This is a genomic window from Bacillus sp. FJAT-27916 (assembly GCF_001183965.1).
Classification (GTDB): Bacteria; Bacillota; Bacilli; order Bacillales; family Pradoshiaceae; genus Pradoshia.
Window position 1 is genome coordinate 1,371,026 of sequence record NZ_LFZV01000001.1, and the last position, 19,517, is coordinate 1,390,542.

Genomic DNA, 19,517 nt, shown 5'->3' on the forward strand with positions numbered 1-19,517 from the left:
GGAGCACATGTCAATGATTAAAGAGGAAACACTCGTGTTGAAGAATTATATAAATGGGGAATGGGTCGACCCGAGCGGAGCGAATTCCATTGATGTACCGAATCCAGCAACAGGTGAAGTTCTGGCAAAGGTGCCAATCTCAACGGCAGAGGATGTCGATAAGGCCGTGGCTGCGGCAAAGGAAGCCTTTAAGGAGTGGCGTTATGTTCCCGTGCCAAAGCGGGCGAGGATTCTTTATAAATTTCATTATCTATTGACGGAGCACCATGAGGAACTCGCGAGATTGGTTGTTTCTGAGAATGGGAAGGCTTACAAGGAAGCATACGGGGAGGTTCAAAGAGGGATTGAGTGTGTTGAGTTTGCCGCTGGTGCGCCAACCTTAATGATGGGAGAAACATTATCCTCAATTGCTGAAGAGATCGACTCTGAGATGTTCCGTTATCCGCATGGGGTCGTTGGCGGAATCGCGCCTTTCAACTTCCCGATGATGGTTCCGCTCTGGATGTTCCCGCTCGCTATTGCATGCGGAAATACATTTATCTTAAAGCCGTCTGAACGAACGCCTATGCTTGCGAATCGTCTCGCAGAGCTGTTCACAGAGGCAGGTGCGCCGAAGGGCGTGCTGAATGTCGTACATGGGGCTCATGATGTTGTAAATGGTCTTCTCGACCATGAGGATGTCAAGGCTATTTCATTCGTCGGGTCGCAGCCGGTCGCCAAATATGTCTACAGCCGCGCAGCAGCAAATGGTAAACGGGTGCAGGCTTTATCCGGTGCGAAAAACCATCATATTGTCATGCCCGATGCTGATATAAAAAAGGCTGCCGGAAATATTATCAGCTCAGCATTCGGAAGCGCTGGCCAGCGCTGTATGGCCTGCAGTGCGGTTGTCGTGGTTGGTGAAGGACAAGACTTTGTCAAGGAGCTGAAAAAGCAGGCAGATGAATTGGTCGTTGGAAACGGATTGGAGGAGGATGTCCTCTTAACACCAGTAATCCGGGAATCACAAAAGGAGAAATTACTCAGCTATATTGATAAAGGTCTGGAAGAGGGCGCTAAATTAATCCGGGATGGCAGGGAAGGGACAGATGAGCTGAAGGAAGGATATTTCATGGGACCGACCATCTTTGACCATGTGAAGCCGGAGATGACAATTGCCAAGAAAGAAATGTTCGGACCTGTCCTAAGTCTGCTCAGGGCGGAATCACTTGATGAAGGACTGGAGTTCATTCGGAAATCACGTTATGGGAATGGAGCAACTATTTATACGAAGGATGCCAGGGCTGTCAGGCAATTCCGGGAAGAGGCAGATGCAGGCATGCTTGGCATTAATGTCGGTGTTCCGGCGACAATGGCCTTTTTCCCTTTCTCCGGCTGGAAGGATTCTTTTTATGGAGATCTCCATGTAAATGGGAAGGACGGCGTCAATTTCTATACACGCAAGAAAATGATCACTTCACGGTTTGACTATTAAGCGGACAGGGGGATGAATCATGACGGAAGTGAAGGAAGAGACAGGATTGCTGGCTAAGGATGCGGAATATGTATGGCATTCGATGAAGCCGTATAGTCCGGATTCTACCGTGATTGCCGACAAGGCAAAGGGCTGCTGGGTGACGGATGCTGATGGAAACCGGCTGCTCGATGCAATGGCAGGCCTTTGGTGTGTCAATATTGGATATGGCCGGGAGGAATTGGCGGAAGCAGCCTATGAGCAATTGAAACGCCTGGCTTATTTTCCGCTCAGCCAAAGCCATGCACCGGCAATTGTACTGGCGGAGAAGTTAAACGAGATGCTTGGCGGTGATTATGTCGTTTTCTTCTCTAACAGCGGATCGGAGGCGAACGAGGCAGCCTTCAAGATTGCTAGGCAATATCATCAGCAAAAGGGAGAACATGGGCGCTACAAATTCATCTCCCGCTACCGTTCCTACCATGGCAACTCCATGGGCGCTCTGGCTGCAACCGGGCAGGCTCAGCGCAAATATAAATATGAACCGCTTGCCCCGGGCTTTATTCACGTAGCTCCGCCCGATACGTACCGTTCACCAGAAATAGCGGACACCAAGCCGCAGGAACTTCAATCCGTACAGGAAATGGACCGAGTTATGACATGGGAGCTCGGGGAAACAATCGCCGGTGTTATCATGGAGCCAATCATCACTGGAGGCGGGGTCATTATGCCGCCTGACGGTTATATGGCAGGCGTCAAGGAAGTCTGTGAGAAGCATGGGGCCTTGCTAATTGTCGATGAAGTAATCTGCGGCTTCGGCAGGACAGGAGAACCATTTGGCTTCATGAACTATGGGGTGAAGCCGGACATCATCACAATGGCGAAGGGAATCACGAGCGCTTATCTGCCTTTATCAGCGACAGCTGTTCGAAAGGAAATCTATGAAGCCTTCAAGGGAACGGATGAATATGATTATTTCAGACACGTCAATACATTCGGCGGAAATCCAGCCGCCTGTGCGCTGGCGCTAAAGAATCTTGAAATCATGGAACAGGAGGGCATGTACGACCGCTCGAAAAAGCTAGGAAAACAATTAAGGGAAGACCTCGCAGGAGCAATCGGCGAACATCCTAATGTCGGCAGTATCCGCGGCAAAGGTCTTCTCATCGGAATCGAACTTGTAAAAGATAAGGAAACGAAAGAACCACTCGACATTAAGCATGTCAATCAAATTATTGCCGGATGCAAGAAAAAAGGTGTGTTGATTGGGAAGAATGGAGCAACGGTTGCGGGGTTCAATAATATATTAACCTTGGCGCCGCCGCTTTGTGTGAGTGAAGAGGAGCTTGGGTTGATCGTGAGGGTGATTTCGGAGGAAATCGCCAACATATAGAATGGTTTAGTCACTTAAGAGCCCACATATGAGGGTTCTTTTTTTTAGGTTTAACTGATGCTGTATAAATGAACTCCTCCGTCAGAAACTAACTCTGTCACAAAAGGGGGAGAACATCTCATGAAATACGGTTATATCGGCCCAGGCATGCATTCAGGGCAGATTGAGCAGAAAAAAGGGCGCTATGTAACGGGTTTTGCTGTCGGCATCCTCTATTCCGATGGAAACAATTATCCCGTCATTCCCGGTAATGTCGCCAACTACTCAAGCTATCCGTTTCCCGTCCACTATAAATTAGTTCCTTGCTGTACAGGAAAGCGACTCTTAAATGGGGATTCTTCATTAGAGAAGAGGATTATCGAGGCTGCATTGCAGCTGCAGAGTGAAGGGGCAAAGGTGATTTCTAGCGTTTGCGGCTTCTTCGGAAATTTTCAGGCTCAAACTGCAAGTGCCCTCAATATCCCTGTCTACTTATCCAGTTTGGTCCAGTTGAATATGATTCAGATAGGGCTGAAGCCAGGGCAAAAGATTGGTATTTTAACTGCTTATGAAAAGGGATTGACCGATGCGCTTTTAAAAAGCTGCGGGATTACAGATGAATCCAACCTGATTATCGGAGATCTTAGCAAGGGAGCTGAGTTTTCTTCCATTTCAAATGGTGCTGGTGCATTCCATAACGATCGGCTTCGTAATGAAGTTGTCAGCAAGGCAACTGAAATGACAGAAAAACATCCGGAAATTGGAGCCATTCTTCTGGAATGCAGCGATCTTCCTCCCTGTGCCTATGCCATTCAACAAGCCGTGCAGCTGCCAGTAATTGATTTCATGACACTTATCCGGTGGGCGCATGATGCTAATAGTCAGAGTCCTTATTATGGATTTATTTGAATGTAATCTTGAAAAAATTAGGAACATTTGTTAAGGTTAAACCAATCAAATCATTTGCAGGGGGACTCTTTTAGAGTTGAGAAGGTAGAACCTGACCCTTAGAACCTGACTTAGTTAACACTAGCGTAGGGAGCATCGTATAATATGTTTTTGTATACTTTAGCTCTCCATTTGTTTTGGAGAGCTTTTAACTTTATTCAGCTTTTTATGGCAAACTCAATGCAAGTTGAAAGAAGGCTTCAGGGGCGAGTGCAAACTCCTGCTGAATAAAGTAAAAGCCTCCGGCGGATGGCAGAAAAGTTGAGAGGAAGGTTTTCGGGCGGAGCCCGAACAACTTTTCGCCGCAATAACTCCGAGGAGTTATTGGGATGTTTCCTAAAACTAAATAAATCATTTGATTGCGGGGGGACTCTTTTAGAGTTGAGAAGGTTAAAACCTGACCCTTAGAACCTGTTAGTTAATACTGGCGTAGGGAGCAATGGTCATCAGGCGTATACTGATGCTTAAGCCCTTTTATTCTTGCTAGTGAGATAGAAGGGCTTTTTTCTTTCTTGCGTCCATCAAAAAATGGAGGAGAGAAGATGAACGATTTATCTGGAGGAACAAATGTATTCACCCAAGTACGTGAGAGGAATCCACTCATTCATTGCATCACGAATTATGTGGCAGCTAATCTGCAGGCAAATGGCCTGCTGGCAATTGGGGCGTCACCTGTGATGGCGGATGGCCCTGATGAGGTGGAGGAGATCATTAAGGCGGCATCGGCCCTTTCCATCAATATCGGGACACTCAATCCACAGATGAGGACGGCAATGCTAAAGGCGGGCAGGGCCGCTAATGTGCGAGAAATCCCAGTATTGCTCGATCCTGTCGCGGTCGGGGCTGCTTTGTATCGGAAGGACACCGTTCGAGAGCTTCTTGATGAAGTTCATGTAGATGCGATTCGCTGTAATGTTGGTGAGCTCGCAGCACTTTCTGGAGCTGCATGGGAGCAGAAGGGTGTGGACAGCGGCACGGGGACGATTGACCTTGAGGAGGAGGCTAAGAAGGTTGCCTTGAAATATGAGTGCCTCGTGATTGTGACGGGGGAACGGGATTATCTAACGGATGGGGTGGAAGGACGCTGGGTTAGCGGCGGTCATCCGATCATCACGCAGGTTACGGGCAGCGGCTGTTTGCTCAGTTCGGTTTGTACTGCGCTATTGGCTGTCCATACAGAAAATCGATTAGATAGACTTGCAGAAGGATTGTCTCTTTATAAGCGGGCGAGTGAGGAAGCGTATCAGCAAAGCTCAACTCCTGCATCCTTCCAAGCTGCCTTTCTGGATCAATTATTTATCCAAGCGAATGGGAGGGTGGAAGCATGAATGTGGTGATGACGATTGCCGGGTCAGATTCCGGCGGAGGAGCAGGCATACAGGCTGACTTGAAGACCTTTCAGGAGCTGGGTGTCTTCGGAACATCTGTGGTGACGGCCTTAACGGCTCAAAATACGATGGGTGTTCATGATATATTTGCCACGACCTCAGCATTTGTCCGGTCTCAGGCAGCGGCTGTGTTCTCTGACTTTCCTGTCCAGGCTGCTAAAACAGGAATGCTCGCTTCAAGTGAGATTATTCGTGAAACAGCGGAGATTCTCAGAATGCAAGATTTGCAGCTTGTCGTTGACCCTGTCATGGTTGCCAAGGGCGGCGAGCAGCTGCTTGGAATGGAGGCTGTCCGTGACCTAAGGGAGCATTTGATTCCGCTTAGTACGGTTATTACGCCGAATATACCGGAAGCAGAGGTACTGACGGGAATGAAAATCCACAATGAGAATCAAATCGCAAAAGCGGCTGAGCATTTGCTTGAGCTTGGGGCGAACTGTGTTGTCATGAAGGGCGGTCATGTTGATGACCCGGATTTTGCAACGGACGCCGTGTACTTTGAGAACGGTCATTCGTTTAAAATGACAACCAAGCGTGTCCGAACTCGGCATACCCATGGGACAGGCTGTACCTTTTCTGCAGCCATTACAGCCTTCTTAGGACAGGGATGGACGGTGGAAGAGTCTATCGTAGCAGCAAAGCAATTTATCCAGCTGGCAATTGAGCAGGAGCTTGGGCTCGGAAGCGGAAGTGGACCGACGAATCATTTTGCTTATAGAAAAAGTAAGGAGAAATGTGAGGTGGAAATCATTGAAGCGTGAACAGCTGCAGGTTTATTTTGTGATGGGGTCAGTTAATGTCAAGGAAGCAAACCCTCTTGAAGTTTTAGAGCAAGCCTTAAAGGGCGGAATCACCATGTTCCAATTCAGGGAAAAGGGCAAGCGTGCAAGAACGGGAATAGAATACGAGAGATTGGCTCATGAATGTCATCGTTTATGCAAGCAGTATCAAGTACCGTTTATTGTCAATGATGATGTCAATTTGGCGCTTGAGCTGGATGCAGATGGTGTTCATATCGGGCAGGAGGACGGAAGGGTAGATGAAGTCCGCGCTCGGATTGGCTCGAAGTGGCTCGGGGTATCTGTCCACTCGAAAGAAGAAGTGGCGATCGCCTATCGCGCGAAAGCTGATTATGTCGGGATTGGTCCAGTCTTTGGAACCAAATCGAAGGAGAATGCGCCTCCTCCTGCTGGGACTGCCTTGATTGCAGAAACGAAAATCCTATATCCAGATTTGCCAATTGTCGCAATTGGTGGTGTGACAGGGGAAAACGCTCATATTCCGCGCAGTGCTGGTGCCGATGGAGTGGCGTTGATTTCGTGGATATGCGAGAGTGACCATATTGAGGAAGATATTAAAAGACTGAAGGAATTATCCGTATTGTAGAGAAATAATAAACGGACAGGTTTGAGACTAACGGTTTCGGTTTTCGAGTACAAAGACAAAATTCGCATACAAATTAGCAGTCCTATTCACAACTGAATTGGGCTGCGTCTTTTTGTTGATATATCAGTGTTTACTGTGCAATTAAGGATGTTTTACCTCACGAATCCCCCCTTTATGGTAAGGTGACAGAAGTTATTGTCAGTGTACATGTTCTAAAGCTAACTACTATGCGATTTGGCGTACTATAAATGATAAGAAAGTTTCTGAATATTTATGTTAAAATTAAAAAAGTGAGCTTGTTTAACGATATATTGTTTTTTAGGGGCGAGTCTAATGAGTAATCAAGAAGAAAGTTTTGTTGTTGATGGGGTATCTCCCGATGGTAAGTGGCTGTGTGTATTTGAGGATGACGGAGAGACTGGATACTTATATTTTTGCCCATTGTCTTCTGACGGGGAAATGGTAGGTATTGCTGATGCCCTTTGGATTTATAATCAAATATCTCCTTCAATTTTTGAATGTGAAAAAGTAGATATTATTTGGTCTGAGGACTCTATGAAATCTATCCTGATTGTAGATGGAGAGTGTTGGGGAATATTTGATTTATTGTCAAAACGAAAGCTAAATGCACCAAGGCACAATAATATAATAGTCTCGATTTCATTAAAGATTTGGGAAGAGGGAATACCATCAAATTTAGGCGAACCTCTCAATTTCAACGTACAGAATTAATAAAGTCACCTTAAAAAAATGCTTGAAGATAAGATGCTCCAAGCATTTTTTATGTTGATTCACTTACAAAATTGCCTGCTTTTCTTCAAAACAGAACCCGTTAGTTTGAGACCTGTCCGTTTTCTTTTATGTATGAGCAATGATAAAAAGAATGGGTGAAATCATGAATATTAAGCCATTTCCGATAGATTTTACAGCTGGAATAACACCGTTTTTTCAAGTAGATGATTCAGAAAGAATCCGTTTTTCGATGTCAGATTTTCAGCAAAATCCAGGGACCTTAAAGCAGGTTTTTTACCATATGTTTGATAGTGGCGAAAACCTTGATTGTGTCTTCATCTCCGGCTATGAAACGGAATTAGGTGTTCAAAGAGAAAGATTGGGGTTAGGCAAGCTACTTGAAATCACGAACTGGAAAAATGAAAAGAGCTGGAATGATGATCTGGATGCCTATATCATTTATACGCAGGTGAATAGCCTGAGGGCATCGGAAATCTACCGATATTTCTTGAAGCTTATGCGAGGACATATGCCCCTCTATATTTGTTTTTATAATGAAGAGTACTTAGTATACGTGAATAATGATGTGCTCGATATCCTTTCAGCTGAATCAAAAATCACCCTGCTGAAAAAACGATTTGACGAGCTATATGACAAATTTCATGCACAGTAATGATTCTTTTTGAAGTTTATTAGACTGAAGCTAAGCAGCTTTCAATTTCCTTTTGCAAGGTAGGCAGTTCATCCCTCCCATTGATTGCGAAATAAAGGCTTTTCAAAAAGGTCTTACAGTTAGCATAGAGGAACCAATAGTTTTCTTCTTCTACTTGTTTCTTTATTTCGTGAAGCTTTGATGGCATTCCTCTAACTAACGCTGCTACTTCTTCCGGGCTGACTCCATTATGAAGGAACGAAATGATGGCGTTGCTGATTCTTTCGTCTTCATCATGTACATACACGCTTTGATGTACATAGATTTTATCCAAAAGTGAATGTAATAGAGCCAATCTCGATTCCTGGTCAATTTTTTTGCTTTTGGCGAGTTCATCTACAACATCTGAAGCATGGGCAATACTGTGTGCCCAGCCTTTCTTAGGGACAAATCCTCTTAAATCCCTTTCAGCGTTTATGTAAAGAATCATATTTTCCTTAATCTTATCCAATATACCTTGAGGCAAGAAATTCTCTTCATTATCTTTATACAGGATGAGCGCGAGTAATAGGGTTGTAAATGATCTCGTAAAAACGGTATCTGTGCCGCATTCGCCAATGCCTTGAAACAAGAAGGCATCACTTACACCACACTCAGCTAATTCGATATATAGTTCATGCTCGATTTGGTTATTCAGGCTTAGCTCACAGAAAGAACCGTATATTAATTGGTCTCTTAGCTCACTGTTCGGTGTACCGATATGAGTGAGCATAGATTTAATGAGCACATTCTTATGTATATGTTTTGGTAGTCTTCCTTCCTCTTGAAAGTGCTTTAATGCTTCGTATAGTTGTTGCTCCTCAAGGGGTGTTACGGCAGCAAGTGTCTTCATAGGTTTCTCCTTTTCATATCGTTAATTCTGGAATGGTGCTGCTTAATAAGCAGTCAACTTGCTCAAAAAAATATTAAGTAAGGGTGGATAAACTATTGATTTCGATTGAAAAAGCAGCTATTTGGGATGCTGAAAAGCTAACAGAAATAATGAAAAAAAACCTTTGATGAAAAAGCAAGGAGATGGTCAGTTAATCTAGAAATGCGAGATTACAATCTTCAACCTCCTGGATATTCTTCCATTGAGATGACTAGATATATGATGGAAGAATTAGTTTATTACAAAATAGTATATAACAAAGTGATTGTCGGCGGCATCATTGTGACGATAACAGGAAAGTCCTTTGGAAGGATAGACCGCATATTCGTTGATCCAGCTTACCAGGGGAGAAAGATCGGTTCAAGAGTAATGGAATTAATAGAAGAGGAATTTCCAAGGGTGAGAACCTGGGATCTTGAGACTTCCAGCAGACAAGTGAACAATCATCATTTCTACGAGAAGATGGGGTACGAGACTACCTTTAAAACCGAGGATGAATACTGCTACATAAAGAGAAAAGGAAGTGCGGCCGGAGAAGAGAAGCTAATTGTAAATAAAGTCCTTTCGAAAACCCAATATGAAAGCTGCCAAATGGAAAAAAACGAGTATTATCAAGTGAATATGGAAGGGAGTTCATATACGAACAGTAACCTGATGAATATGCATATAAGTAACTGTAATCTTAGTCACTCAAGGTTTCAAAATATTAATTTAAAGCATTCATTTTATGCCGATTTAAACCTATCCTACAGCAAACTGAGGTTTGTTACGTTAGCGGGCGTCCAATTTATCGATACAAATCTTGGGGAAGATGAGAAACCGCTCTTTTTTGAAAGATGTGACCTTCAAGGAACGAAGATTAGCAGCAGTAACTTAAGAAATTTACAAATTACGGACAGTGACATAACAGGAATGACGATCAATAATATCTCTGTAGAAAAACTGCTTGAAGTGTATGAACGAGAAGGGAACAAATAAGGACTCTTTTTTGGTATCTATAACGGTTGATTTTTGATTTGATGATTTTAAAAGAATAGGGGCAAATGGAATGGAACGAGCTCATTATCATTTAACAGAACGGAGCAAACGAATTCTTCAATTAGCTGCTAAATATAATCAAGATGTGATTGAACACCATCATTTGTTCATCGCCGCTTGCAGGGAAGCTGCAGGCGTTTGCGGGGAATTACATGTCTATTTACATAAGCAATTAGGGAATCAATTTCTGAATTTCATGAAAGAGCAAGATGAAAAGGATAAGGGGAGGGCTAGCCAGTCCAATTTATCACTTGTCTTAGAAAAAGCAGACGAAAAAAGACAGTACTACCGTCAAACCCTTATAAATGAAGGCCATATCATTCAAAGCATTCTAGAAACCGATTCAAGCTTAAATGATTGGTTAACCGAGGAAATGAAAGAAGCTATTATCGATATTGCTTGTGTGCCTAGGGATATGGTTGTTCATCTCGGAAAATATCAGAGCAAAAGTCATATAGGGTATAAGAATTCCATCCGGAGAGCAGTGCATGCAGATCTTCCGGAGTTGAAACAGTTCATTAAGAGTGAATTTGGCGACCGCTGGATCAAACGGATAAATCATCTTCCTGCCAGCGGTCAACTTTCCGTATTTCTTGCGGAATATAATGGGGAAATCATAGGTTTTGCATGCTTTGATGTAGAGAAGAAAGGGATGTTTGGTCCAATGGGAACCTCAAACCACATTCGTTTACATTCAGTCGGAAAAGAATTGCTGCATCGCAGCTTAATGGACATGGCTGACAGAGGCTATGCTTATGCTGTAATCGAACAAGCTGGACCGATTGAATTTTATGAAAAGGCATGCGGTGCCAAGCTTATTCCTTGGTTCTAAAGAATATCCTTGAAATAAGCTGAAGAATAAAATAGAAAAAGACCAGATTGAGCAGGAAACCCCATACATGTAGTGACATACCTGGATTCCGATATGTTTCAGCGATATCAACGGGGAAGCCATATATACTTCCCCCGGTTTCTTTGGAGCTCACATTCATTAAGGCAGTGATGATTGTTATTATCATACTGATCATCCAAATGGCGTTTTCTTCATTTTCATTAGCTGAATCTCCTTGTATGGAAGGCTGGATTTTAGACAAAGGAAGGAGCGGCAATAAGCAGAAGGACAGCACAAGATACTAAGAAAATGCTCGCATTCTTAGACAGCTTCGTCATTCCTTTTCCTTTATAGAAACCGGAGAATTGAAGTTTATTTCTATACAAGACAAAGAGAATGAGAAGGATGGCTATCCCGACAGGCATGCCGCCGTTCGTGTTGGCTATCTCAAAGCCAAAACTTGCATATAGAGTAAATACGATGCTGCTTAATAATCCGCCAATAATGAGAAGAATAGCTAAAATACGAATCAATTCCAAGGAAAGTCTCAACAGAAGGTCTCCTTTCTGAAAGAAATGGTAAAATTTGATAAAACTAGTTTAGCATAAGGATTGTCTGTTGAGAACAGATAACTGGTTATTCCTTCGTTATGGATGGAACAACTTTTATTGTTGGTACAGAAGTCGATAGCACCTCAATGGAATGCTCGATACAGTGTATGCCATAATGATGCATGCTTTCGATAATCGTCTTTTCTAAGCAGGATGAACGAATAAAGGAATCCATGAATGATGATTGTTGATAAAGCCGGAAGGATTCTCCCTGAAAGACGGCATCTTCATCCCAAAGTGTGTAATCATCATAGGTAACGGAATAGGTGATATAGGAAGGGAAATCGATGTGGATGGTTGTAACAGGCTCATTCGGCGCCACGAGCAGGGAGGTGTCATGATCACTTCCGTAGACGGTAATTCTTAAGGCTGTTTCATTCGTGCGCGGTTCGGATATATTGACGAAAGCAAAGCCATAATCCTTCATGCTTAATAGAGTGCTGATTTCCATTCTCTTTTTTCTCCTTTTTACTTTTCACTATACCAAAATCAGGAAAATAAAAAGCGTGTTTTCACGAATTAGAAAACATGCTTTTTCGTCATCATTTATGCATTTATTGCAATGAAGAAAGACTCTGGTCTAAAGATGACATTATTCTGTGCCTGCTCGATGATGTGAGCAATCCAGCCAACTATGCTAGCTTGCAGTGATAGTCTAGGTTCCGAAGCATTCGGAGGTTCATTACGAAACGCTTTACAATGAGCATGTGCTCTTGATTGCCCGGCATGATGGCATGGACGCTGAAATGGCCACCATGCCTGATGAGAAGGTGCTGATCAAGAATTTTCTTCTAACGATTAATCACCCCGTTTATTGGGAGGGATTAAAGAAGCAAATCCGTTTGAAATATCCAAAGGTGAAGATGATGAAGGTGTCCCAGATTCATATTACGAAACGATTTATCATCGAAGGGCTTGGGGTTTCCTTTTTGCCGGCCTCGACGGTCAGAAGGGAGCTCTTGGAGGGCAGTGTCATGGAAGTGCCTTGCTATGCATTATCCAATCTTCCGAATGCCGGGACATATGCAATCATAAAGGAAAGGGATGCGAAGACCATCGAATTTATGGAATTTTTGAAAACGTATCGGTTATGAGAAACTCCTATTCTTTCATTGGATTGTTTCGTATAATTAAAGTGTAATAATATTCCAATAGATGTGTTGTTCAATGAAGTCAGGGAATTTATGAAGAAGAAATGGCTTATTGGCATAGTCGTCATGATGATCTTGTTGGTTTGCAGTTCTATTTATTTCTACCGGGCCATATATGGGGATGAGGAACAGATGATGGCTGCAGCAAAGGCGCTGGAAGAGGAAATGGAGGACAAATACGGAATCCATATCATCGAGAGTGATGGGTTTTATACGCATATGGTTGGATATGCGGCGACTCTGACTGCAGAGGATGGCATCACCTTTGATGCCTGGTGGAGGCCGGATTCCAAAGATGGCAGCGTAGATTTTTATGAGGAAGAAGTTTGGCGAAAGAAAGGGCTGTCTGTATGGGGGCATGCCGATCAATATGTCCCGTATGTGGAAAAGGTTGATTTGAATGTTGGATACAGAAATGAGGAAGTGAATCATATTCCTTTGCTAACACAAGCAATTGATGAGGTGAAAGATACGTTATGGTTAACGCTCTATGTGGATTTGAAAGTACCTTATCGTGAATCGGAAGCAAAGAAGATAGAGGAAGGAATCTACCATTATTATGAGGATTTGCAGAATAAGGGGGCAGATGGGGTTGAATTGATTGTTCGCCATAAGGATGATTCTGGCTCTTATATGATTTCCCCTGACGAGCATGGGAAGCTTCCTGAAATCTCAAGTGTGGAAGATATTTCGAGCAAGTTTGATGAATAAGTTGAAAAGTTAACTAGCTGCCATAAGTAGAAAATACTTGTTTGAAAGGAAGGGTGTAGATGTATTTTCCATCCAAGAGAGATCGATGGATGACGGTCATTTTGTGGCTGTTTGCTATAATGTTTATCGTTCCGCCTATTTTCTTCCCGGAATTGGGTGTTTGGATGGTACCAGAATTCCTTGACCAGCAATGGATTCGGAACATATTCCTGCTCCCAATCGGTTTCTTCCTCATCTGGATTTGGTTCAAAACGGGCTATACCATTGAACGGGATATACTCACTATTCAATATGGCCCCTATAAGAAGAGAATCAAGATTGAGGAAATCCATAGCATAAGAGAAACAAGAAACCCATTCACTGCCCCCGCTTTGTCTATGGAAAAATTAGAGATTCATTATGCCAGCCATCATTTCGTTGTTATTTCCCCAGAAAATCAAACAGCGTTCTGCCATCAACTAAGAAAGCAAAACGCAAATATTAAAACCGATTCCGCTTAGAAGAATTGGCTGCAAGCTCATAGGTTTGCAGCCAATTCTACTTTTATCCTGTCCGGATCCTCGAAAAAAACAGCATAATGCTCAGAACCGCCTGCATAAGGATGACGGTCCTCATAAAGTATCGGTATCCCCTTTTCCCTCAGTTTTCTCGTCATCTCATCCACATGCTTGGACGATTTAGCAGTGAAGGCGAGATGATTGAGACCGGTCCGTCCCCGGTGATACGGAATATCCATGAATCGTTCTTCAGTTTGCACAAAGACAAGATAGGTATTCCCCTCTTTATAACTGAATCCCTTATCCCATTTTTGGAAAGGTTCATATCCCAATTCCTCCAAGAACCATCCCCAAAATACCTCCGAATTCTTTAAATTACGAACATTGATTTCGATATGATGAAGCATATTCTCCCTCCCTCTTAAATTCCATTATAGCAAGTAAACAATAGAAGGGGAGTGTAAGCGGAAAGAACCATCCTGATGAAGTAGTAAGAACATATTCTTAGTGACACACTAAGCCTTCAGAATGGGCTTATTCTGCGGAAGCCTGTCATTTTTGAACGAAAAACAGGATTATCCCAATAGATAGACCTAAGGCTTGTGGTGGAAACAAGTACTTATGTCAGATGGAAAATTAAGTAAACAAATTGTATGCTTGAATAAGAGGAATCCATCACGAAACTCCCTCTATTAGACCCTTCCCCCGTGTCTTCATTTCACCATCCTAACCGTTCGTATGCCAATTCAATAAAGAGGAGGAACGATATGAAAAAAGCCACCCCGATTCTGCTTAGCACCTTGGTTGCTGTTTCTATATTTATTCCGTCCGGAGGTCAAACGATGACAAATGCAAAAGGACATTCCGAGCCCGCCCATTATTGGGATGAGCCCGGACGCATGCTGCCGATTCTCATTCCTTCAAGTGCACGAATGGCCGGCATGAAGCAGTCGGCCCTGGATGATATTGATCAAGCAATCGGCCAGTATATTGAGAGCGGCTTAACCCCTGGTGCAGTCACCTTTGTTGCCAGAAGCGGCCATATCGTTCAAAAGGATGCTTATGGCTATTCGGCTGTTTATACGGACGATAAGTTCACCGAGATGGACAAGCCAATTGTAATGAAAACAGACACGATATTTGACGTAGCTTCTATTAGTAAGCTTTTTACGACAACGGCTGTCATGATGCTATATGAGCAAGGATTCTTCCAGCTGGATGACCCTGTTGCCATGCATCTGCCAGAGTTTTCGGCAAAAGGCAAGGAGGATATCACTATCAGGCAGCTATTGACTCATACGTCTGGATTTGCGGCCGGGAAGGCTTTGTATGCAGAGGAGGGTACGCGGGAAAGCCGCATTCAATCTGTACTAGGTCATGGATTGATCAATGAACCAGGGACAACCTATTTATACAGTGATTTAAACATGATTACACTGGGAGCCTTGGTGGAGAAATGGAGCGGTCTCAGGCAGGATGAATTTGTGAAGAAAGCAATCACAGAGCCGCTTGGCATGAAGGATACGATGTATAATCCTCCCGCAAATCTAAAGCAGCGTATCGCTGCAACCGAATATCAGCCAAAGATTGGCCGCGGTCTGGTCTGGGGTGAGGTGCATGATGAGAATGCATGGTCGCTTGACGGGGTGGCCGGTCATGCCGGCGTTTTCTCGACAGCGAAGGATTTAGCGATTCTTACCCATGCCTATCTGAATGACGGGAAATACGGCAAGATGCGCATTCTGAAGAAGAAAACGATTGATTTGATTATGAAGAACTATAACACCGCATTTCCGGGCAATGAACATGGCCTTGGCTTTGAACTGAATCAGGGCTGGTATATGGATTCGCTTGCGGACACATTCTCTGCCGGTCATACAGGTTATACAGGAACCGCACTTGTGATGAGTCCTTCTAATCAAACGATTGCCATTGTTCTCACAAACCGAGTACACCCGACCCGTAATACGCCTTCTATTAATCCAATTAGGCGAAGCTTTGCCAGAGAGGTCGGCGACAGCATTCCAGTGAAGGTCAAGAAGGGAAGCCATACGTGGTTTGCAGGCTATGGCGATCAATTGCACCATACGCTGACTGCCAAGGTGAACACGAAAGAGAAGGCGGAGTTAAGCTTCGGCACCTGGTTCAGGATTGAAGAAGGAAGCGATAACGGCTATGTGGAAATATCCTCAGACGGGAAGACGTATACAAGCGTGAAACAATTTACCGGTAAAAGCGATGATTGGGAAAAGGAAAAAATTCAGATTCCCGCTGGGACGAAATCCATCCGTTTCTCCTACAAGACAGATGCAAGCGTCAATGGACGGGGCTGGTATGTACAGGATGCGAGCTTAAAGGGGAAGCATGGCAAGAAACAGCCGCTGACATTTGAAGCAGATGGATTTGAGCGCAGAAATGATTAAACATTAGGGAGGGAATGAATGATGAGAAAGAGGAAATGGTTCTTGCTTTTACTAGGGTTGAGCGTCATTTTGACAGCAGGCTTCAGCAGTCCATCTAAGAATAAGCCGCCAAAGCCGGATGATGGCATTCAGGATGTTGTGATCTATCAAAACCTGCCTGAAGTTGAGCGTCATATTGCCGGAAAAAGTGTGCAAATGGAAGCGATAAAGGTATATAAGGATGGTCATTTTACCAAGACAGATGACGTGAAATGGTCGGTCGCAAATAAGAAAATAGCGAAGATAACGGCAGCAGGAACATTGACGCTGACGGGGAAATCCGGGATAGCGGTTATTCATGCTAAATCCGGCAAGAAAAGCGATACAGCGTTTCTAACAGTAGACAAGAAGGGGAAAGCTTCCTTCCGTACCATGAAGCAGAAACGGTACAAGCTTGCTGATTATGCAGTCAGCAAAATGACGATTGAGGAAAAACTCGGACAAATGCTCATGCCTGATTACCGAAATTGGAAAGGTCAGAACGTGACAGAAATGCTTCCGGAAATTGAACAGCAAGTGAAAGACTTTGATTTGGGAGGGGTAATCCTTTTCCGTGAGAATGTCGTCACGACCGAGCAAACGGCCCGTCTTGTGGATGCCTATCAAAAGGCTTCGGAGAAATACGGAATGTTTATCTCGATTGACCAAGAGGGCGGGATTGTCACAAGACTTCAATCCGGCACAGATATGCCGGGCAATATGGCGCTGGGCGCGACACGCTCTAGTAAAATCACAAAAGATGTGGCGCGCGCAATTGGCGAGGAGCTCGGCTCACTCGGCATCAATACGAACTTTGCCCCTTCGCTTGATGTGAATAATAATCCTGACAACCCGGTCATTGGCGTACGCTCCTTCAGTGAGAACCCACAGCTCACCGCTGAGCTTGGCACCGCTTATATAGAAGGGATGCAGGAAACCGGTACAATCGCAACGGCTAAGCATTTCCCAGGTCATGGTGATACGGAGGTTGATTCCCATGTTGGACTTCCGGAGGTTCCATATGATATGGACCGTTTGAGGGAAGTGGAACTTTATCCATTCCAGCAGGCGATGAATGCAGGGGTGGATGCAATCATGTCGGCACATATCACCTTCCCTAAGATTGATGAGACGAAGGTTATCTCCAAAAAGACCGGTGAAGAAGTTTCGTTGCCAGCTACTCTCTCCCACAGAATTCTAACGGGTCTGATCAGGGAGGAAATGAATTATGATGGCTTAATTGTAACTGACGCCATGAATATGGGAGCTATCACTGAACATTATGGAACGGTCGATGCAGCTATCATGACGGTCAAGGCAGGAACAGATATTGTTCTCATGCCGGTAGGGCTTGAGGCGGTACGGGCCGGATTACTTGAGGCCATTTCGAGCGGAGAGATTAAGGAAAAACGAATCAATGCTTCCGTGAAACGAATCCTTTCACTCAAGATCAAGCGCGGTATCTTCAAGGAAGAATCACCTGATCCGATTGAGGACCGTATCGCAGAGGCACTGCAGACAGTGGGCTCCCCTGAACATAAAGCCATTGAGAAAACAGCTGCTGAGAAATCCATTACATTAGTCAAGAATGCTGAGAATGTCCTGCCGTTAAGAGGATTGGAGCAATCAGCGAAGATTGTCGTTATTGGTTCTACTTATAACCAAGACCTATACAATGCCATTAAAGAAAAGCATGCAGGCACGAGTGTCATTAATCTCCCATCAAGTTATCAACTGACAGAGGCACAAAAGGTGCAGCTGCGTGAGGCAGATTATATCATCATCGGCAGCCATACATCGAATGTGGCCGCAAGACTGCCAAGCCATCCGCAAATGCAGCGAATCAATGATCTAATTGCGAACTATGAGGCACCGGCGATTGCGGTGGCGATTCGCAACCCATATGACATTATGTCTTATCCAGAGGTGGATGCATATATCGCCCAATACGGATTCAGGACCGCAAGCTTTAAGGCGGCTGCCGCAGCCATTTTCGGAGAAATCAACCCGAGCGGTAAACTCCCTGTCACGATTCCAAACGACCAAGGGGGAACTTTATATCCATTTGGCCATGGGTTATCCTACTAATTAATCTTGAAGGAGGCTTATTATGCTGAAGAAAAGTTTTGCCGTACTGTTCACGCTTGTTATGATTTTATCGACCATTTCTTTCGTCCAAGCTGGCCAGAAGGGGAAGCATAAGTCGAAGGAATTGAAGCTTGGCGTCGATGTTGTTTTAAGCAGTGAGAATGATGTGCTGAAAGGGAAAAGGGTCGGCCTGATTACGAATCCCACCGGTGTTGACAAAGACTTGAACAGCATCGTGGACCGCTTTTATCAGGATAAGGATATTAATCTCACGGCCCTTTATGGTCCAGAGCATGGGGTAAGGGGCGATGCTCAGGCTGGAAGCTATGTCGATTTCTATATTGATGAAACGACCGGTCTTCCGGTTTACAGCCTTTACGGAAAGACGCGGAAACCAACTCTAGAGATGCTCGAAGATGTCGATGTACTCGTATTTGACATCCAGGATGTCGGTACACGCTTCTATACGTATATTTACACAATGGCATTGGCGATGGAAGCAGCTAAGGAAAAGGGAATTCCGTTCGTCGTCCTTGACCGTCCGAATCCGCTAGGCGGGCTGAAGGTAGAAGGTCCAGTTCTAGAAGCTCCTGAGTACGCCTCTTTTATCGGCCAATATGAAATCCCGCTCAGACACGGGATGACTGTCGGGGAACTGGCCAAGCTATTTAATAAGGAGTTCCGCATTGGCGCAGATTTGAAGGTCGTGAAAATGAAGAATTGGAAGAGACAGATGAATTATGAGGATACAGGACTTGAGTGGGTGCTTCCGTCACCGAATATGCCAACGCTTGATACGGCTTATGTCTATCCGGGAACCGGATTGATTGAAGGAACGAATCTATCGGAAGGGCGCGGCACGACCAAGCCTTTCGAATTGCTCGGAGCCCCGTTCATAAACAGCACCGAGCTTGCCAGAGAGCTGAACAAGCTGAAGCTGAAAGGCGTTGAATTCCGAGCAGCCTCCTTTACGCCGACATTCTCCAAGCACAGCGGAGTGCTGACTCATGGTGTACAGGTTCATATCACAGATTATGATGATTTCGTTCCACTTGAGACGGGACTCCATATCGTCAAGACTGTCCATGATCTGTATCCGGAAGAATTTGAATTCCGGGCTGAGGACAGCAAGGGTATTTCCTTTTTCGACTTGCTCATCGGTAATGGCTGGGTTCGCGATGATATTGAAGCAGGGAAATCAGTCAAGCAAATCAAGCAGAAGTGGGAGCGGGATTTGAAGGGATTCCTGAAGGTACGCTCGAAGTATTTGCTTTATTAATAGAAGG

The 19,517-nt window shown here is 44.4% G+C and carries 18 protein-coding genes, 2 pseudogenes and 2 riboswitches; of the genes and pseudogenes, 16 read left to right on the top strand and 4 right to left on the bottom strand.

The features are described from left to right. Positions 1 to 7 precede the first annotated feature (7 nt). From AC622_RS06485 to AC622_RS06520, 8 genes are all read left to right on the top strand, one after another. Complete coding sequence (locus tag AC622_RS06485; protein WP_049670323.1) at positions 8 to 1,474, top strand: CoA-acylating methylmalonate-semialdehyde dehydrogenase; 1,467 nt, start codon at positions 8 to 10, stop codon at positions 1,472 to 1,474. Positions 1,475 to 1,493: 19 nt separating this feature from the next. Further along, a complete protein-coding gene (locus AC622_RS06490) occupies positions 1,494 to 2,846 on the top strand; it encodes an aspartate aminotransferase family protein (RefSeq protein WP_049670324.1) in 1,353 nt (450 codons plus the stop codon). Positions 2,847 to 2,966: 120 nt separating this feature from the next. Beyond that, positions 2,967 to 3,734: an aspartate/glutamate racemase family protein gene (locus AC622_RS06495; RefSeq protein WP_049670325.1), complete on the top strand. Its 768-nt coding sequence runs from the start codon at positions 2,967 to 2,969 to the stop codon at positions 3,732 to 3,734. A 48-nt stretch (positions 3,735 to 3,782) separates the two neighbouring features. Next, positions 3,783 to 3,883: riboswitch (TPP riboswitch) on the top strand. Between the two features lie 243 nt (positions 3,884 to 4,126). Beyond that, positions 4,127 to 4,226: riboswitch (TPP riboswitch) on the top strand. An 89-nt stretch (positions 4,227 to 4,315) separates the two neighbouring features. Next, positions 4,316 to 5,101, top strand: a complete 786-nt coding sequence (gene thiM, locus AC622_RS06500) for a hydroxyethylthiazole kinase (RefSeq protein ID WP_049670326.1) — start codon at positions 4,316 to 4,318, stop codon at positions 5,099 to 5,101. Further along, positions 5,098 to 5,922: a bifunctional hydroxymethylpyrimidine kinase/phosphomethylpyrimidine kinase gene (gene thiD, locus AC622_RS06505; RefSeq protein ID WP_049670327.1), complete on the top strand. Its 825-nt coding sequence runs from the start codon at positions 5,098 to 5,100 to the stop codon at positions 5,920 to 5,922. Before thiM ends, thiD begins: the two co-directional genes overlap by 4 nt. Beyond that, a complete protein-coding gene (gene thiE / locus AC622_RS06510) occupies positions 5,912 to 6,547 on the top strand; it encodes a thiamine phosphate synthase (RefSeq protein ID WP_049670328.1) in 636 nt (211 codons plus the stop codon). The genes thiD and thiE overlap by 11 nt, the downstream gene beginning before the upstream one ends. A gap of 333 nt (positions 6,548 to 6,880) precedes the next feature. Continuing rightward, a complete protein-coding gene (locus AC622_RS06515) occupies positions 6,881 to 7,279 on the top strand; it encodes a DUF2251 domain-containing protein (protein ID WP_049670329.1) in 399 nt (132 codons plus the stop codon). Positions 7,280 to 7,442: 163 nt separating this feature from the next. Next, complete coding sequence (locus AC622_RS06520) at positions 7,443 to 7,952, top strand: hypothetical protein (RefSeq protein WP_156185573.1); 510 nt, start codon at positions 7,443 to 7,445, stop codon at positions 7,950 to 7,952. 19 nt (positions 7,953 to 7,971) lie between these two features. Here AC622_RS06520 and AC622_RS06525 read toward each other — a convergent pair whose 3' ends face one another. Beyond that, entirely contained in the window at positions 7,972 to 8,823 is an 852-nt protein-coding gene (locus tag AC622_RS06525; protein ID WP_049670331.1) for a DUF2785 domain-containing protein, read from the bottom strand. Positions 8,824 to 8,972: 149 nt separating this feature from the next. Here AC622_RS06525 and AC622_RS06530 point away from each other — a divergent pair. Beyond that, positions 8,973 to 9,840: pseudogene (locus AC622_RS06530) on the top strand (GNAT family N-acetyltransferase). Positions 9,841 to 9,910: 70 nt separating this feature from the next. Beyond that, positions 9,911 to 10,732 carry a GNAT family N-acetyltransferase gene (locus tag AC622_RS06535; RefSeq protein WP_049670332.1) on the top strand — a complete coding sequence of 274 codons (822 nt, stop codon included), beginning with the start codon at positions 9,911 to 9,913 and terminating at the stop codon, positions 10,730 to 10,732. Positions 10,733 to 10,986: 254 nt separating this feature from the next. Here AC622_RS06535 and AC622_RS06545 read toward each other — a convergent pair whose 3' ends face one another. Together AC622_RS06545 and AC622_RS06550 are read right to left on the bottom strand one after the other, a co-directional pair. Beyond that, positions 10,987 to 11,283, bottom strand: a complete 297-nt coding sequence (locus AC622_RS06545; protein ID WP_231589488.1) for a hypothetical protein — start codon at positions 11,281 to 11,283, stop codon at positions 10,987 to 10,989. Between the two features lie 85 nt (positions 11,284 to 11,368). Next, a complete protein-coding gene (locus tag AC622_RS06550) occupies positions 11,369 to 11,794 on the bottom strand; it encodes a hypothetical protein (RefSeq protein WP_049670335.1) in 426 nt (141 codons plus the stop codon). A 223-nt stretch (positions 11,795 to 12,017) separates the two neighbouring features. Here AC622_RS06550 and AC622_RS06555 point away from each other — a divergent pair. The 3 genes and pseudogenes from AC622_RS06555 to AC622_RS06565 all read left to right on the top strand — a co-directional run. Further along, a pseudogene (locus AC622_RS06555) lies at positions 12,018 to 12,437 on the top strand (LysR substrate-binding domain-containing protein); the annotation flags it as partial. Between the two features lie 90 nt (positions 12,438 to 12,527). Beyond that, positions 12,528 to 13,205 carry a hypothetical protein gene (locus AC622_RS06560; RefSeq protein WP_049670336.1) on the top strand — a complete coding sequence of 226 codons (678 nt, stop codon included), beginning with the start codon at positions 12,528 to 12,530 and terminating at the stop codon, positions 13,203 to 13,205. Positions 13,206 to 13,264: 59 nt separating this feature from the next. Beyond that, positions 13,265 to 13,705, top strand: a complete 441-nt coding sequence (locus tag AC622_RS06565; RefSeq protein WP_049670337.1) for a PH domain-containing protein — start codon at positions 13,265 to 13,267, stop codon at positions 13,703 to 13,705. Between the two features lie 17 nt (positions 13,706 to 13,722). Here the strand turns inward: AC622_RS06565 and AC622_RS06570 are convergent, their stop codons facing one another. Then, positions 13,723 to 14,109 carry a VOC family protein gene (locus tag AC622_RS06570; RefSeq protein ID WP_049670338.1) on the bottom strand — a complete coding sequence of 129 codons (387 nt, stop codon included), beginning with the start codon at positions 14,107 to 14,109 and terminating at the stop codon, positions 13,723 to 13,725. A 360-nt stretch (positions 14,110 to 14,469) separates the two neighbouring features. Here AC622_RS06570 and AC622_RS06575 point away from each other — a divergent pair, with 360 nt between their 5' ends. From AC622_RS06575 to AC622_RS06585, 3 genes are read left to right on the top strand one after another with little or no spacing between them, the layout of a single operon-like run. Beyond that, positions 14,470 to 16,125: a serine hydrolase gene (locus tag AC622_RS06575; protein ID WP_049670339.1), complete on the top strand. Its 1,656-nt coding sequence runs from the start codon at positions 14,470 to 14,472 to the stop codon at positions 16,123 to 16,125. A gap of 18 nt (positions 16,126 to 16,143) precedes the next feature. Continuing rightward, a complete protein-coding gene (locus AC622_RS06580; protein WP_049670340.1) occupies positions 16,144 to 18,231 on the top strand; it encodes a glycoside hydrolase family 3 protein in 2,088 nt (695 codons plus the stop codon). A gap of 25 nt (positions 18,232 to 18,256) precedes the next feature. Further along, complete coding sequence (locus tag AC622_RS06585; RefSeq protein WP_049672824.1) at positions 18,257 to 19,510, top strand: exo-beta-N-acetylmuramidase NamZ family protein; 1,254 nt, start codon at positions 18,257 to 18,259, stop codon at positions 19,508 to 19,510. Positions 19,511 to 19,517 lie beyond the last annotated feature (7 nt).